Raw genomic sequence first — 16,475 nt, 5'->3', positions numbered from 1 at the left:
TATACAATGTCTAGGTCAATATAACAAACCTAGGAAAAGGATGAAAAAAACTGCATGAAATCGACGTTCACTTCATGCAGTTCATGCATTATCAATTTTATCCTTTAGCTATTTACTAATTCACGTTCTTCCATTTTATAGATTACTTGTTCGGTTGATTTTTCAGGTTCTTCTTTTACACTTGATTTTGAGTCTCTATGGGCTTGGATAAAGTCATGCGTTTTTTTATCATCTGTAGATTCACTTCTAGATGGCGTACTTCCTGTAAAAATATGATCGTATTTGCGCACTTCATTATCCGACTTTCTTAGTGCGATATGTTTGTAATCAAATGCAGTTGGTGAACTTAATCCACATGAAGCCCCTAACATAAATAATCCCTCTCGCATTGTTCGTAAGTAGTTAGCAGTACGGAATCTCTTCTCTTCTACAACAACACCGGCCTCTAGATGTGGTAAATGTGATGTAATACCAACTGGACATAAGTTTGTATGGCATTTCGCTGCATTAATGCACCCAACTGTATTCATGGCGGCACGTGCTACATAAATTAAATCTGCTCCAAGCGATAAGGCAACAGCCATTTTATTTGCAGTAGCTAGCATTCCTGAAGCAATGATTTTAACTTGATCACGTACACCATATTCACGTAATGTTTCATCTAATATTCGAATACCAGAGAAAATTGGTAAACCAAGGCTATCCGCCATTTCTTGATAGGTTGCACCTGTTCCACCTTCTGCACCATCAATCGAGATAAAATCTGGGTGTTTGCCAGTATCGCGCATATACTTAGCGAGTTCGTCAAAGGTATGTTCGTCACCAGCAACAACTTTTATTCCAATAGGTTTACCAGTAATGTCTTGCCAATGGGTAAGTAACTGAAATAATCCATCCATGTCGGAAAATAACGGAAATCGATTTGGACTTTCTACATCATGTCCCATTTCAACACCGCGGATTTCAGCAATTTCTGGTGTGATTTTTTCTTTGGGTAACTTGCCACCACGCACTTTTGCACCTTGTGCTAGTTTCATTTCAATTGCTTTTACCTCTGGACGCAATGCATTTTCTAAAAATGTCTCTTCATCATATTTGCCATCTTTTCGTGCGCCGAATAATCCGGAGCCAACTTGGAAAATTAAATCTGTCGTTCTTTCTTTGACGATACCGTGTTCGAGTAATAAAGCTACACCCTTTTCGGCGTCTTCACCAAAGCGTTTTTTTAATTCGAAATGAGAGGCATACGTATTTTCTTCAATAAACTTTATCATTCTTCTACTTAAACGATCGCTTGGTACAAAGCTCGAATCGATAATTTCGTACACTTTTGACAAATGATATGGTGAGATGCCACCTTCACCTGTATTCATAAAACTACCGCCACTAATGGCTACCCCTTGTGCTAATGCTTTTACTGCGCTCTTAGATAATGCCCCATAACTCATAGCTGAAATCCCGATTAATCCTTTTACATAAAACGGATGTCTTCTATCTTTTCCAAGCACGACTCGATTCTCATCTGTTAAGTACCAAGGTTTGATATCTACTTGATTACGTTTTTCTTTTCTACTCGTAATAGATTCATTCACAATTTGGTACGTATATGTTTTCATTAGTGGTTGATTATCAACTTCTAATTCATCAACATTTAACGGAAACATTGCATTTGTGAGATAGAAATCTGTTTTCTGGAAGTCCTTTTTTGACCCGAAGCCAATGACAGTGTTTGCGTATTTGCCCGCCTTTGCAATTGTCTCCTGTGTATCTCGATCAACTGGACGCCCCTCTTTATCATTTAAAAACCAATACTGTCTAAATTCTGGTCCAATCATTTCAAAGAGATAACGCAATCTTCCCAAAACTGGATGCGTTTTCAAAATGGAGTGCTGGTTTTGATATTTATCTTTAATAAATAAATAGATTAAAAGTACAATGAATCCATAAAACATGATTAAAGGAAGCATTTTAAGAAAAGATATGAACATGGACAGCATAAACACCTCTACTTTTGTTTGATCTGAATCCCAGGTACTATTGTACCAAAAATAATAGGAAAATGATGCCCTTTCGTTAAAAGATTTTTTAAAAAAGTAATCGCTTCATTTTGACCAAGTAATATCACTATATTCAAAGGGAGTAGGGCTTAGAAGTATTTCCCTTTCCTCCGTGTTTTTTAGTTGGAGCATTTTTATTGTCGGATAAATGGGCTGAGACTTCCGCTTCAAAAAAATGGCAGGATTAAAGTTTTTGGTTGATTGTGTATATATTCATTATTACAATTTTTAAAATAATATGTACTTTTTAAATTTATTGTTATATAATAGGATATAAGCGGATATAAAGGATTGCTGTCTCTGAAACCTTTTTTGTTGAAATAACAATCAACTAATTGGTGATATGAAAAAGTCTTAAAAGAAAGATGGTGATAATATGATTAGTGAAAAGATTAAACAATTACGTGAGGAACGAGGCCTTTCCCCTGATCAATTAGCCATTCATCTTCAATTTGCAAAAAGCACAATTTGGAGTTATGAAATGGGGAAAAGAGAGCCAAGCGCGATACACTTAAAGAAAATAGCAGATTTTTTTGATGTGTCCACAGACTATCTATTAAACAGAGTAACAGTATCCTCCACTATGTTAAACCTCCAAGATCAAGATCTCACAGAAAAGTATACATTTCTACTTGATAAACAAAAAATCACAAAAGAAGAATTAACAGAAGCTATTGCATATATCCGTGCAAAGCGGATGATGGATGATGAAAGTATATCTGTATAACTTAACGATACTTAAATAATAATGAAAATACAGTCGGGCTTAGATGCTTATCTAAGCTCTTTTATGTCGAGTCTATGGACGGAAAATGATGTGATTGTTGATGATGAAAGGTATTCATTTGAAAAAACAGATTGTTGTTGCGTCGTTTTTCACGTACCATATAATTATAGTATTAAACACTAAAATAAGAGTAGGTGCATGCGTATGCTTACAAGTGAAGTAAAAGCAAAATTAATGGATGTTGTTGGCGTAGATAATGTGGAGGATGATCAAGCAAGTTTGCTAGCTTATTCCTATGACTCTACTCCAGGTTTTCAAGCAATGCCAAATGCGGTTGTTTCCCCACGCGATAAATACGAAGTAGCCGCAATCGTAAACATATGCAATGAATATCAAATACCTATCGTACCACGTGGTTCAGGTACAAATCTTTGTGGAGGGACGACACCATTAGAGGGTGGGATCGTGCTCATATTTAAACATATGAATCAAGTGTTGGAATTGGATGAGGAAAACCTAACAATAACCGTGCAGCCAGGTGTTTATACGAAAACGATTCTTGATGCAGCACTCGAAGTTGGATTGTTTTACCCACCAGATCCAGGTTCTATGCACATCTCGCAAATTGGAGGTAATATTAGCGAGAATTCCGGTGGTCTTCGTGGCTTAAAATATGGTGTTACCCGTGATTATGTATTAGGACTAGAAATCGTTCTTCCAAATGGAGAAATAATTCGAACTGGCGGGAAATTAGCCAAGGATGTTGCTGGTTATGACTTAACTCGCTTATACGTGGGTGCGGAAGGAACATTAGGTGTGATTACCGAAGCAACCTTAAAGCTAATCCCTAAACCTGAAACAAAGAAGACGATGCTAGCTTTATATCATGACCTAGAAGCTGCGGCAACGACAGTATCGGCTATTATTGCCAATCAGATTATCCCCGCAACACTGGAGTTTTTAGATCAACCAACTGTACGAGTTGTCGAGGACTTTGCTAAAATCGGATTACCAACGGAAGCTGCAGCAGTTTTATTAATTGAGCAAGATGGACCGCAGGAAGTCGTGGCGCGTGATATTCAGAGGATTACACAACTTTGTCGAGAAAATGGAGCTTTTGAGCTATCTGTTGCAAAGTCAGATAAAGAAGCGGAACAATTAACAGAGGCAAGAAGATCCGCATTGTCGGCTCTGTCACGGCTTATGCCGACAACCATATTAGAAGATGCAACTGTACCACGTTCGGAAATTGCAAATATGGTAAACGCGATTACAGAGATTGCTCATAAATATAATGTAAATATTTGTACGTTTGGTCATGCCGGTGATGGGAATTTACATCCGACGTGCTTAACTGATGCACGAAATACCGAAGAAATGGAACGTGTGGAGCAGGCGTTTGAAGAAATCTTTGCAAGGGCTGTAGAACTTGGTGGAACGATTACGGGCGAACATGGGGTAGGCGTGATGAAATTACCATATCTACATATGAAAGTCGGAGAAGCAGGGATTGAGGCCATGCGCAGTATTAAAAAGGCCCTTGATCCACATTACATTATGAACCCAGGCAAAATGTTTACCAAATCTTCTCGTGAAAGAGTGGTGATTCATAAATGATGGATATGGTAGAAAAGGAACGTATACAGCAGGCCTTTAAAGAAAAGATGGACTATGATGAATTAATGAACTGTACGCGTTGTGGATTTTGTTTGCCAAGCTGTCCCACATATATTGAAACAGGGCATGATGAAGTCCATTCCCCACGTGGTCGTATCGCATTAATGAAAGCGCTTGTAGATGGGGAGATTGACCCAACTGAAGAAGTGAAGGCATCTATTGATATGTGTCTAGGATGTCGGGCATGTGAACCGGTTTGCCCTTCTGGTGTAAAATTTGGCCGTTTATTAGAGCAAGCCCGTGATGCTATATCTCAAGCGCATAAGCAATCGCTAACTGAAAGAGCTTTACGGGGTGTATTTTTCAAAAATATTTTTCCATATCAAAAGCGGATGATTGGCTTAACTGGTTTACTCGGATTTTATCAACGTTCAGGCGCGCAAAAACTAGCGCAATCGATTGGTATCATGAAAATTTTCCCGGGAAGTATGCGTGATATGGAAAAGGTATTACCAAAGGTTCCTAAGAAAAAGGCGCTAAAAAATCGACCACACCATTTGCAGCCTTTGACGGAAAATAAAACGAAAAAGGTCGCATTTTTTTCGGGTTGTTTAATGGACACGATTTTTATGGATACAAATGATGCTACAACGAAGCTTCTCCAATATGCAGGGTGTGAAATTGTCATACCAAAACTACAAGGGTGCTGTGGGGCGCTTCACGGTCATAGTGGTGAATTAGCGCAGGCCCGTGAACTAGCAAAAAGAAATATTATTGCATTTGAAGAGGCGGAAGTAGATTATATTATTACAAATGCAGGTGGGTGTGGTGCATTTTTAGTAGAGTATGGGCATTTATTGAAGGATGACCCGGAATGGTCTGAACGCGCATCGTTATTTGCACGTAAAATTAAAGATATTACAAGCGTTTTAGTAGAATTAAAGTTTCACCAGTTACCATTAAGACTGGATGAGCAAATTGTGACGTATCAAGATTCTTGTCATTTGAAAAATGGCCAGAAAACGTTTAGAGAGCCCCGGGAATTACTTCAATCTATTAAAGGTGCTCAATACGTAGAAATGAAAGATGCAAGCCGATGTTGTGGTTCAGCTGGCATATATAATATTGTTCATGCTGACATGGCCATGCAAATTTTAGATTATAAAATGGAGCAGGCACAGCAAACAAAAGCAAAGACAATCGTGACAGCTAATCCGGGTTGTTTATTACAAATGAAACTCGGTATTGAACGTGAAGGATTGACAGGAAAAGTGGAAGCGGTTCATATTGTAGATCTCCTTCTACAAGCATATGAAAATGTACATCCAATAAATAATGTTGAAGAGGAAGCGGCTGTGACGGTTTAATCATGTTAAATAAAGAGAACCATAAATAGATAGGTAACGCATCGCTTATCAAAATAAGCAGTGGGTCTATATTTTGCTATCACGTCCTGTGCGTCAAAGGCTCAAGCCATGCCCGTGGAAAGTGACCGCCTGTAGTGCAAAGTAACGGGTCTAATAGATGTAAAAGTTTTTAGAAACAGTGAGAAACAATAGGCGGAAAAAAATAATGCCTAAACATAATATACGAGGAGTACACATATGGATAAATGGTTATATGTAGTTTATGCGATCATACTTGCAGCGTTATCTTTTTTTACTGGTGAAATTGTAACATTTATCATGCTTGGTTTTATTTTATTAGCTTTGATCAATATAAATAATACATTAAAAAAACTAGTGCAACATCAAGAAACAAATAAGTAATAACAAGGAGGATAAAAGTGGCGACAATTGAAGATTTTACGAAGTTGGATTTGCGAGTAGGTACAGTTGTAGCGGCTGAGCCTTTTCCGGAAGCGAGAACCCCTGCGATTAAACTAGACATCGATTTTGGAAAATTAGGCATGAAACAGTCATCAGCCCAAATAACAAAACGTTATGAACCAGCACAATTGATTGGCAAGCAAGTGGTGGCTGTCGTTAATTTTCCACCAATGCGTATCGCGGGCTATAAATCAGAAGTACTTGTGTTAGGTGGCGTACCTGAGCAAGGAGACGTTATATTATTAAATGTAGATGAACAAGTGCCAAATGGTACGCGTATTTCTTGATAAGCTGCGCGTGTTCATCAGCGATATCGTTGCATGTTGTTCAAAAATAGCATGACGCGAAAATATGAGGATTCGTTGTATAGGATATCATGACTTAGGGGAGGAATTAATGATGAATGAGAAGATCACCATAAAGGTAAATGATAATGGGTCATTATTAGTGAAAGGTAATGTAGAATTGGTGGATGCAGAAGGAAATACATTTGAGACTAAAAAGGCCTTTTCCCTCTGCCGTTGTGGACATTCTAGTCGTAAGCCTTTTTGTGATGGAACACATAAGAAAATAGACTTTGTAAGTGCACCTCGAGCTGAATAAAATAATAGTAAAAAAACCGTAATGACTTTAAAAGATGTTTCCCAAAAGAGAGATTTTCTACTTTAACATTCGGGAGATACCAAAGCTCACTACGGTTTTTTTATAAATTTCTTAGTTGTCCGGGTGACTAGCTTCTAATGCAATTACAATCTTATCATGTGTAATGGTATATTTTATACTGGAAATATTTATTTCAATTTGTTTGGCAGCATCTAGCAAATTATTTGTATGAAAGGTATCTTTTATCTCTTGTTCATTTATAAAATGAAAGAAGTATGTTTGTTGATTTTGATTTTTTTCTGTTAAAGGAAACTGTTTATTAGGTAAATGGTTTGTAATAAAACCGAGTGCTCCATTTTCTAATGTAAATGTTCCGGATAGTGCGATGTTTCCTGTGAATGTAATGATCGTTTGCGCGTCGTTTTGCACAACATCGCTAATGGTCATGTTTCCATATTGTTGTCCCTTTTCCACATTATCTGGGTGAAATACAGGAGAATGCTGTACAGAGGATTTCTCCATTTTTTGGTTTGACTCAATAGTAGCATCATATCTCTCCATATACATATCGGCATCTTCTTCTGCGTCCATCATCGCATCCATTTTAGACTCTGCTGATTCTGAGGCGGACTTTTTATCGTATGCAAACTGATTATGAGGGAAGATGTCAGTAATAAAGATAATGCCAATCATTACAGACATGATAACAGCTCCTAAAGCAATAAAAAACTTCGGTTTAAAATATGGGCTTGTCGGTTTTGTTGTATGCTTTTTTTCTTCTAATAGTTTTATTTTATTAAAAACACGTTGTTTATCGTGCTTTGAGAATTTTACAGGTAATTTTTTTTCCAGTTCCTTATTTATTTGACGATACTGCTTATCCATGGATTGCACCTCTTTCCGCTGAAATAAGCGTTTTTAAACGGCTTCGTCCTCTATTTAGTCTTGTACGAACAGTAGCTTCCTTCACATGCAAAATTCGGCTCATTTCTGCTGTTGTTAATTCTTTAAAATAAAATAGGATAATAACTTCGCGATATTTTAATGGAAGATCCATAATGGCAGTAATCATTTCAGAACTTTTGCTTTCCTCTAATACATAATCCTCTGGCGTCTTTACGTCATTCTTATGGGGGCTACCGCCAAACTGGATGAGCTTATCTTTTAATCTTTGATTGCGATTTTGCCAACTTCGCAAATGGTCCTTGCATTTATTAATGGCAATCGAATAAATCCAGCTTTTTAAGGCGGATTTTCCATGAAATGTATGCAGCTTCTGATAAACCGTTACGAATACTTCCTGTGTTACATCATCTGTATCGGCAAAGTTTTTCATGTATGTATAAACAAGGCGTTTTATTTCATCCCCATATGTGTCCATGATTAGTTCAATCGCAGCAACTGGATCATCAAGTTGCAAAATGGTGTTATCTATATGAGATTGTTGCATAGAATTTGAGTGGCCCACTCTTTTTCCTCCTATGTGGATCGTTCATTTGTATGACGTTATGACTTGGAATAATGTTTCTTATTTTTAGCGTTAAAGTTTATATTCGTGATGATACAACAATTTCCCTGCTTTTTAATCATCTTTGGAAATGTATTGCAACATCCACCGATTCACTTCTTCCTCAGATTCCGGATCGTGCTTGCTGGCGCATCTTTTCGTAATATTATGCTTGCGTTCCGCTATCATCGTATCGAAATAACATAAAATTATTTTTGTATACAACATTTGAACAGTAGTCCCAATAAGGTAAGGTGAATAAATTGTTTTAGAATACAAAAACTAACGAATAGCAAGAATGGAGGTTATTAAAATGGGAGACCATGGAAGTGAAAAAAATAATCAGTTCAAGGAAAATAAAAACTCTGGCGAACATCGTAATGGGAGAAAAAGTCAGTTTAAAAATCATAATTCCCAAGGCGACGAAGAGCCGAACGAGTATATAAGTAGAAAGAGAAAGTAAGTGAGAGGGTCTGACCCCTTAACGAGGGGGGCAGACCCTTTCTGTGTTAGCCTCTTCTTTACATGTCGGGAGGAAAGTCCTGTGTGAAGTGGAAATACGTATTATTAGGACTTTTGTTTCGGGATATTTATTATATGGTATACTCTTTATGGAAGGAATAGGGGGGTCTTTTTGTGAGGGGTGTACTATTAAGTACGGTTCTTCTTTTTGTAATACTAACAGGATGTTCCCATAGTAGAGAAAACGTAGAGGAAATAAAACAACAAGAACTGGAAAAGACAAACAATAAAAATAAAATAGATAGTAAAAATAAAAAAGATGAAGCGCAAGCAGAAGCGGATATTGATCATAACTTTGGTAGCGATTATAAAGAATCTGGTTCTTATGTTGCATATCATGATGCGGAAGATCGACTTATTTTGTTTCATAAACTGGATGGAAAGGAAATTGTTTTAGAAGATACCTTTCCAGTAACGTCATATGAGTGGTATGATCACTACTTATATTACATTGTTAAAACAGATGAACAAAGTGAAAGGGTACCCATTCAATCATTATATCGAGTAGATACTTCTAAACGTAAAATACAGCCTAAAAGCTTATTTGTTGGAGAAGTGGAAAATGAACATAACAGTTTTTCTAGTTTTGCTAGTTTCGATATTAATAAAGATGGAGAAATCGCTTACGTTTTACAGTTAGGTTTTTTAGAATCAAATTATTGGTATGACTATTACATAACGGATGTAAAGTTTAAAAAGCATGATCAAATTTTAAGGCAGCTAGGCGAATACGAAAGCGTAATGAATGATTTTAAATGGAGCGATAAGCAAATACCTTTAGTTATTGATTTGCTAGTCCAGTATCAATTTGCCATTTATGACAGTGGGGAAGTACATATTTTGATTGATGATGTATCCCCAATTATAGGAGAAGATATCGCTCAAATTCAAACGGTATCAGTCTTGAACCAAGATAAGTATGAAGTAACACAATATAATGAAGATACGGCACAAGTAGAACGTTATGAGTTAGACATTGTAGAAAAAACATATCAGAGGATGCCAAAATAAAAAAGCTGTAGCAACTTGCTGCAGCTTTTTGCCTGTAAAATATTTTCAATGATAAGTAAAAGATGAAAAGTCCAAGTCAGTTTACTTATCGTTTGCTAAGCCATAATACCCCTGTTTTTACCCACCTTGGAACGAGTCCTGTTAACGGCTGTTGAAACATATTTCCAAACCCGTCATTTTTGCCAAGCGAACCGAGTGTCCCTCTTAATTTAATTTCTTTTGGTACTTTTGGTTCTTTGTTTTGTAAAATGGCACAAAGAACATCAGCAACTTGTTCCCCTTGAATCCCTGCAAGTTGTGCACTTGGTGAATAATCTGAGGATGCACAATCACCAATTGCATATATATTTGGTTGCGCTGGAATTTGGAAGAACTCGTTCACAACAAGTTGATCGAACTTATTCTTTTCGTAAGGTAATGCAACTGCCAGGTGATGTGGTTTCACTCCAGCTGTCCATATCGTGACATCGTTTACATAACATACCCCATTATTACAAACACCATCTTTTTCCACATATTCCACATTTGCGTGATGGAGTACTTCTACATCGTTTTTTAGCATCCAATCTGCGACATGTGCTTGAATGATGGGATCAAATCCGCGCAGTACGGAACCACCACGGTCTAGTAAACGGATGTTGAGGTCTTTACGGCTTTCTCTAATTTCTGAGGCAACTTCTACTCCGCTCAAACCAGCCCCTACTACTGTAACCTTTCCATAGGCATTTAAGTTTCCGACAGACATTCCCGCATGCCTGGCTTTAGAAAAGGACTGCACACTTTCAGTATATTCCTCTGCACCAGGAATACCGTGATAATTATCTTCGCATCCAAGCCCAATTATTAAATAATCATAGGAGACAACGGTGCTTTTGCCTTTAAAGTAAATTTTCTCGTTAGCTGTATCGATTTTGTTAACTTCTCCATAAACATATGTCATACATGCAGCTTCCGGATAATCTACTCGCACATCTCGATCGGCTGAAGTCCCTGCTGCAATGGAGTAAAATTCAGTTTTTAAAGAATGATACGGATTTTTATCAATTAATGTAATTTGTATATCTTCTGGTAGATTTTTATTTATTAGTCCAGTAGCAACTTTTAAACCACCATATCCCCCACCAAGAATCACAACGTTTTTCATAAGCAAGCCCCCTCATCCATGTTGTAAATGAATCTTGTTATAAATTTGCAAAAAAACGAAGCAAACTCATATTGTTTGATCATGTGCTCTTGTAATCAATCTATCCATCTTCAAGATTATCAAAAAAGGGCAGTAAAAACTAGAGAGATGTGATATTTCTTTAGAATAGAAGGAGAAAAGGGGATATTTAACAATTTCTTGCGTTTTCTGAATGGATGATTGTGATTGGAACAACTTGGACTTTTACTAGATATGGGTACCTTACTTATGAATCTGTGCGTCCCTTTGGCTTTTTAAAAGGACGTTTTACAAGCGGAAAGTCTGTTATCAAATAGATGTTTCATGCAAGACTCTTGTGTGATGAATAGGAAGTTTATTTGTTATTGCTGTCATGCTCATGATGAGGAGGAGTAGAAATAGAAATGACCATTGTTTCAACAGATGTATGATCATGAATCCCAAAGTTAGGACAAAACAAAAAGGGTGACCATCTCGTTACTATAGTAAAACGAGGGGTCAGACCCTTATAACGGTTTGCTTTTAATTATGCTAGGCGTTTGATACGCTCGTCTAAATCAGGGTGAGTAGAAAATATGGCTGTCTTTTTTCTACCGCTAATTTTAAAAGCTGCAATCGATGTGTCATCTTTGCTAATCCGGTTTGTGTAAGCTTTTAATGACTCCAATGCATGACGCATTTTGTCTTTACCAGCTAAATCTGCTCCGCCACGGTCTGCATGGAATTCACGGTGCCGTGAGTAAGCAAATACAACGATGCTTCCTAGAATTGAAAAGACCAGTTGGAAAACAATGATCGCCGCAAAATGTACAATTGGGGCCAATTCATCACGAACGAAACGTGAGACAGCAAACGCAACAATACGAGCAAGGAATACGACAAATGTGTTTACAATTCCTTGTAATAACGTCATGGTTACCATATCGCCATTTGCAACGTGTGCAACTTCATGCGCGATAACACCTTCTACTGCATCCTCGTCCATTTCCACGAGTAGTCCCCGAGATACTGCGACAAGTGAACGTTTTTTAGTAGGACCAGTTGCAAAAGCATTCACTTCTGCAGATTCATAAATACCGACTTCTGGCATGTGAACCAAGCCAGCTGCACGTGATAGGCGGTGTACCATGTCTACTACCGCGCGTTCTTCCGACGATAAAGGCCCGTTCGGATCAAGAACACGAACACCCATCATTCGCTTTGCCATCCAACGTGACATTGCTAGAGAAATGAATGATCCCGTAAAACCGATTACAGCACTAACAATCAATAGTGGCCCTAATAATAATTGTCCATTTTGAATGTAGTTACTACCGAAGATTGAAAAGATGATTGAAATCGTGAGTAATACAAGCACGTTCGTTAATAAGAAGTAAAATATTCGCTTCCCCATTTTTTCCCCTACCTTTTATTTTTAAGTAATTATATTATATGGTGGTATCCAATATAAAACAACATAATTGAGATATTTGATATAAAGGTCCTATATGAATTAAAAGAGAGCGTCAATTGGAAAATTATTATTTAAAAAATGCAACACGATTCGTCAGAAATAGACGTAAGAGCGAATAAGTTCATCCACTATATTTACTCTATTAACATCATTTAAAGACCATATATTTTTATTGTATGAATGGATGAGGATTAAAAACATATTCTGTTATACTAGAATAAAAGATGAGATAAAGGGGAGAAGATAAATGTCAGATATGATGAAAGCCATTCAAGATGAATATGCAGACGATTATGCTTGGTGTTATGGATGTGGTAGATTAAACGAACAAGGGCTACATCTTAAAACATATTGGGATGGGGATCAAACTGTAACAACGTACACACCACGTGAAGTACACATGGCAATTCCAGGCTTTGTATATGGGGGGATTCTTGCATCTTTAATTGACTGTCATGGGACTGGCTCGGCTGCGCTTGCGCTACATCGAAAAAATGGTCATGAGCCAGGCGATGGAATTGAACCGCCAAGATTTGTTACGGGATCGCTCCACGTTGACTTTATGAAGCCAACCCCGAGTGATGTTCCATTAAAAGCAATTGGTACAGTAGAAGAAATTCATCCAAAAAAGTGGAAAGTGACGACTCGCGTTTTCGCTGCAGATACGTGCTGTGCGAAAGGAGAAGTGGTTGCTGTCGTAATGCCTGATACTTTTAAAAATTAAAATGTTTCGGATGCGTAAGGAGCGTACTTATGATGGAAAAGTTAACGATAGATGCACTATTAAATGTGCTGGGTGAATTATTTTCTGATGAAATTTCTATTGCTATTACGAATAAAACTACTTATACATATTATCGTCCTAGTAAGCGTATCGACTTGAAAATTAAGCCTGGTGATCTTGTTAAAAAAGGAACGCTTGCTTATAAAGCTTTAGAAAATGAACAAAAGGTTTCTGAATTTGTAAATCGTGAATTGTTTGGTGTGCCATATCATGGTATGGCTGTTCCGTTCTATGAAGATGGGCAAGTAAAAGGAAGTGTATTAGCAATCCATCCAGCTTTAACGGAAGGTAAATCAGTTATTACGGTCCGAACAGCTGATGGTTGGAAGCCAATCCCATTTAGTGATGTGAAATATATTGAAGTAAAAGATCGTAAGACACACGTCTATGCTGCGAATTTCAAAGGCACACATAATAATACATTACAAGAATTTGAATATACATTACCCCATGATTGGTTTATTCGCTGTCATCGTTCTTTTATTGTGAACGTGAACCATATTAAAGAAATATATCCAGACACACATTCCACCTTTTTACTTGAAATGAATGATGGGCAACAAATTCCAGTGAGCCAAAATTATGCAAGCTATTTTCGTAAGTTATTAGGATTTTAGACATACAGTGGACCCTAAAAGTCTCGTCTCACTTTGGAACAGCATCATTTATATGGCATGCTAACTCAAAATATGGTCACTTAAGAAATATATTATGTACTTTAAACGGAAATATTGTTTTTCCGACAGTAATTCCCTCACAGAACAATCTGTAAGTTAAAATAACTTTTACAATGATGAAGTGAAGAGGGATGAATGTATGGGGGAAAAACTTGAACGTATCCAAGCCTCGAGTTTGCAACAACGTGTTGTAACGGCTCATGAGGCAGCTAGTTGGATTCAAGATGGAATGACATTGGGGTTAAGTGGATTTACACGTGCAGGTGATGCAAAGGCTGTTCCGTTCGCATTAATCGATAGAGCGAATATAGAGGAATTTAAGGTAAATATATTTACAGGTGCTTCATTAGGATCAGATATTGATCGGTTGTTTGCTGAAGCAGGAATTGTAAAAAAACGTCTACCTTTCCAAGCGGATGCTACCATGCGACGCAAGATAAATGAAGGGGCACATTTATTTGTTGATCAACATCTGTCACACACTGCAGAAATGTTACGAACTGGTGCATTGAAGCAAATAGATTACGCTATTTTGGAAGCGGTTTCTATTAAGCCTGATGGCACCATCATACCTACTACGTCGGTTGGAAATTCATTGTCATTTGCGGAGAATGCAAAACATATTATCGTGGAGATTAATATGGCACAGCCGGCAGACTTAGAAGGATTACATGATCTGTATAGTCCAGAAATGCAAGGTGAACGAAAGCCTATTCCGTTAATGAACTGTGCTGATCGTATCGGCCATGATGGAATTAAAGTTGACTTAGAAAAGATAAAGGGAATTGTCTTTACAGAACAACTAGATTCACCATCACCTATTGTGCCGCCGGATGAAGAGACACAACAGATTGCCGACCATTTAATTACATTTTTACGTGAAGAGATCAAGGCAGGTAGATTATCAGAAAATCTTGCACCACTACAATCGGGGATTGGTTCCGTGGCAAATGCTGTATTACACGGTATGTTAGCATCTGAATTTGAGAATTTAGAAGTATATTCTGAAGTATTACAAGATGCTGTTTTTGATTTAATGGATGCTGGTAAAGTTAAAACTGCATCATGTTGTTCTATTACACTATCAGATGAAAAGATGAAACAAGTGTATGGAAATTTTGATCAGTATAAAGATAAGCTGGTCATGCGTCCACAAGAAATATCGAACCATCCGGAAATAATTCGCCGACTTGGGTTAATATCTATTAATACGGCACTAGAGTTTGATATCTATGGAAATGTAAACTCTACACATGTTACGGGAACAAAGATGATGAACGGCATTGGAGGGTCGGGAGATTTTGCTCGTAACGCGCGGTTAGCAATTTTTGTTACCAAATCTATCGCTAAAAATGGGGATATTTCTAGTGTTGTTCCATTTGTTTCACATGTTGATCATACAGAACATGATGTCGATGTTGTCGTTACGGAACAAGGTTATGTTGACTTAAGAGGATTAGCACCAAGAGAACGCGTACCATTCATTATTGAAAACTGTGTTCATCCAACTTACCGACGACAAATGTGGGATTATTATGAGGAAGCACTTGAACGTGGCGGACAAACACCACACGTGTTAGAAAAGGCATTTTCTTGGCATGAGTGTTTTATGAAACATGGTACGATGCTGCAAAATATAACTGTATAACTTGTGCTTATATGGTGGGGATTCAACATAGAAGAAAAGCCAGTTTTCCTTGGGGGAGGAGGACTGGTATTTTTTGTTACATCATGGATGAATGTGCTGTGAAAATGAGGAATTGTCATCTAATCACTTGTATGCCATAATAAACTTGTGATAGAAAATGACTACGGAGGGGAACCTTGTCATGAAACGAATATATACGGGAAAGACGAAAGACGTTTATGCGTGTGAGGATGGAAATTACATATTAAAGTTTAAGGACGATATGACAGGAGAGGACGGCGTTTTTGATCCGGGTTCCAATACAGTCGGTTTGCAAATAGAAGGGGCAGGAAAGGCAGGATTACGACTTACAACTTATTTTTTTGAGTTATTAAAGAAAAATAATATTCCTACCCATTATCTATCAGCGAATATGGATGAAGCAAAAATGAAAGTGGTACCAGCCACATCATTTGGTGATGGGCTTGAAGTTATTTGTCGTTATCGAGCTGTCGGAAGTTTTATGCGACGTTATGGGAAATACGCATCAGAAGGACAGACTTTGGATGGTTTTGTAGAAGTGACGATTAAGGATGACGAACGTGGTGATCCGCCTATAAGTAAAGAGGCTTTAGAAATGCTTCATATTATTACCCCAAGTGAATATGACCAAATGGTGGTGCTCACGAAGGAGATCTCAGCAATTGTGAAGGCAGAATTAGCTCGTAAAGACATAACATTATATGATATTAAGCTTGAGTTTGGAAAAAACCAGGCCGGAGACATAATCTTAATTGATGAGATTTCTGGCGGAAACATGCGTGCTTTCAAAGGGGGACAAGCTGTGTCGCCACTTGAACTAACAGAACTGATTGTTGAAAAGGTGTAGAACAATAGGC

General features: G+C 37.6%; 17 protein-coding genes. 12 read left to right on the top strand and 5 right to left on the bottom strand.

The genetic code is table 11. From position 1 onward, the window contains the following. Positions 1-104: 104 nt before the first annotated feature. A complete protein-coding gene (locus tag ACFFIS_RS05470; RefSeq protein ID WP_390186508.1) occupies positions 105-1,988 on the bottom strand; it encodes a glutamate synthase-related protein in 1,884 nt (627 codons plus the stop codon). Between the two features lie 445 nt (positions 1,989-2,433). Between ACFFIS_RS05470 and ACFFIS_RS05465 the strand changes: the two genes are divergently transcribed. The 6 genes from ACFFIS_RS05465 to ACFFIS_RS05440 all read left to right on the top strand — a co-directional run bounded on the left by ACFFIS_RS05465 (position 2,434) and on the right by ACFFIS_RS05440 (position 6,833). Continuing rightward, positions 2,434-2,784 carry a helix-turn-helix domain-containing protein gene (locus ACFFIS_RS05465; protein ID WP_320380432.1) on the top strand — a complete coding sequence of 117 codons (351 nt, stop codon included), beginning with the start codon at positions 2,434-2,436 and terminating at the stop codon, positions 2,782-2,784. 204 nt (positions 2,785-2,988) lie between these two features. After that, the gene (gene glcD / locus ACFFIS_RS05460; RefSeq protein ID WP_320380431.1) at positions 2,989-4,401 is read left to right on the top strand and encodes a glycolate oxidase subunit GlcD; all 1,413 of its coding nucleotides are present in this window, start codon (positions 2,989-2,991) and stop codon (positions 4,399-4,401) included. Then, positions 4,398-5,768, top strand: coding sequence for a (Fe-S)-binding protein (locus tag ACFFIS_RS05455; RefSeq protein ID WP_390186506.1), 1,371 nt, complete (start codon positions 4,398-4,400; stop codon positions 5,766-5,768). Before glcD ends, ACFFIS_RS05455 begins: the two co-directional genes overlap by 4 nt. A 237-nt stretch (positions 5,769-6,005) precedes the next feature. Then, positions 6,006-6,170 carry a hypothetical protein gene (locus tag ACFFIS_RS05450; protein WP_320380430.1) on the top strand — a complete coding sequence of 55 codons (165 nt, stop codon included), beginning with the start codon at positions 6,006-6,008 and terminating at the stop codon, positions 6,168-6,170. Positions 6,171-6,187: 17 nt separating this feature from the next. Then, positions 6,188-6,517 carry a chaperone CsaA gene (gene csaA / locus ACFFIS_RS05445; RefSeq protein WP_320380428.1) on the top strand — a complete coding sequence of 110 codons (330 nt, stop codon included), beginning with the start codon at positions 6,188-6,190 and terminating at the stop codon, positions 6,515-6,517. 109 nt (positions 6,518-6,626) lie between these two features. Then, positions 6,627-6,833: a CDGSH iron-sulfur domain-containing protein gene (locus ACFFIS_RS05440; protein WP_320380427.1), complete on the top strand. Its 207-nt coding sequence runs from the start codon at positions 6,627-6,629 to the stop codon at positions 6,831-6,833. Positions 6,834-6,944: 111 nt separating this feature from the next. Here ACFFIS_RS05440 and ACFFIS_RS05435 read toward each other — a convergent pair whose 3' ends face one another. Together ACFFIS_RS05435 and ACFFIS_RS05430 are read right to left on the bottom strand one after the other, a co-directional pair. Next, on the bottom strand, positions 6,945-7,718 hold the full coding sequence (locus ACFFIS_RS05435) for a hypothetical protein (protein ID WP_390186504.1): 774 nt from the start codon (positions 7,716-7,718) through the stop codon (positions 6,945-6,947). Beyond that, entirely contained in the window at positions 7,711-8,301 is a 591-nt protein-coding gene (locus ACFFIS_RS05430; RefSeq protein ID WP_390186503.1) for a sigma-70 family RNA polymerase sigma factor, read from the bottom strand. The genes ACFFIS_RS05435 and ACFFIS_RS05430 overlap by 8 nt, the downstream gene beginning before the upstream one ends. 352 nt (positions 8,302-8,653) lie before the next feature. Between ACFFIS_RS05430 and ACFFIS_RS05425 the strand changes: the two genes are divergently transcribed. Together ACFFIS_RS05425 and ACFFIS_RS05420 are read left to right on the top strand one after the other, a co-directional pair. After that, on the top strand, positions 8,654-8,803 hold the full coding sequence (locus tag ACFFIS_RS05425) for a hypothetical protein (protein ID WP_390186500.1): 150 nt from the start codon (positions 8,654-8,656) through the stop codon (positions 8,801-8,803). A gap of 173 nt (positions 8,804-8,976) precedes the next feature. Beyond that, positions 8,977-9,873, top strand: coding sequence for a hypothetical protein (locus tag ACFFIS_RS05420; protein ID WP_320380422.1), 897 nt, complete (start codon positions 8,977-8,979; stop codon positions 9,871-9,873). Between the two features lie 85 nt (positions 9,874-9,958). Here ACFFIS_RS05420 and ACFFIS_RS05415 read toward each other — a convergent pair whose 3' ends face one another. Further along, positions 9,959-11,017: an NAD(P)/FAD-dependent oxidoreductase gene (locus ACFFIS_RS05415; RefSeq protein WP_390186498.1), complete on the bottom strand. Its 1,059-nt coding sequence runs from the start codon at positions 11,015-11,017 to the stop codon at positions 9,959-9,961. A 544-nt stretch (positions 11,018-11,561) separates the two neighbouring features. Further along, positions 11,562-12,428, bottom strand: a complete 867-nt coding sequence (gene htpX / locus ACFFIS_RS05410) for a protease HtpX (protein WP_390186496.1) — start codon at positions 12,426-12,428, stop codon at positions 11,562-11,564. Positions 12,429-12,735: 307 nt separating this feature from the next. Here htpX and ACFFIS_RS05405 point away from each other — a divergent pair, with 307 nt between their 5' ends. From ACFFIS_RS05405 to ACFFIS_RS05390, 4 genes are all read left to right on the top strand, one after another. Next, positions 12,736-13,212, top strand: a complete 477-nt coding sequence (locus tag ACFFIS_RS05405; protein ID WP_390186494.1) for a PaaI family thioesterase — start codon at positions 12,736-12,738, stop codon at positions 13,210-13,212. Between the two features lie 32 nt (positions 13,213-13,244). Further along, on the top strand, positions 13,245-13,889 hold the full coding sequence (locus ACFFIS_RS05400) for a LytTR family DNA-binding domain-containing protein (protein ID WP_320380650.1): 645 nt from the start codon (positions 13,245-13,247) through the stop codon (positions 13,887-13,889). Between the two features lie 199 nt (positions 13,890-14,088). After that, entirely contained in the window at positions 14,089-15,597 is a 1,509-nt protein-coding gene (gene scpC / locus ACFFIS_RS05395; protein WP_390186492.1) for a succinyl-CoA:acetate CoA-transferase ScpC, read from the top strand. A 181-nt stretch (positions 15,598-15,778) separates the two neighbouring features. Then, positions 15,779-16,465, top strand: coding sequence for a phosphoribosylaminoimidazolesuccinocarboxamide synthase (locus ACFFIS_RS05390; RefSeq protein WP_320380418.1), 687 nt, complete (start codon positions 15,779-15,781; stop codon positions 16,463-16,465). Positions 16,466-16,475 lie beyond the last annotated feature (10 nt).

It is taken from the genome of Paracerasibacillus soli (genome assembly GCF_042432965.1).
Lineage (GTDB): Bacteria > Bacillota > Bacilli > Bacillales > Amphibacillaceae > Paracerasibacillus > Paracerasibacillus soli.
This window is presented reverse-complemented; position numbering and strand designations above follow the sequence as displayed.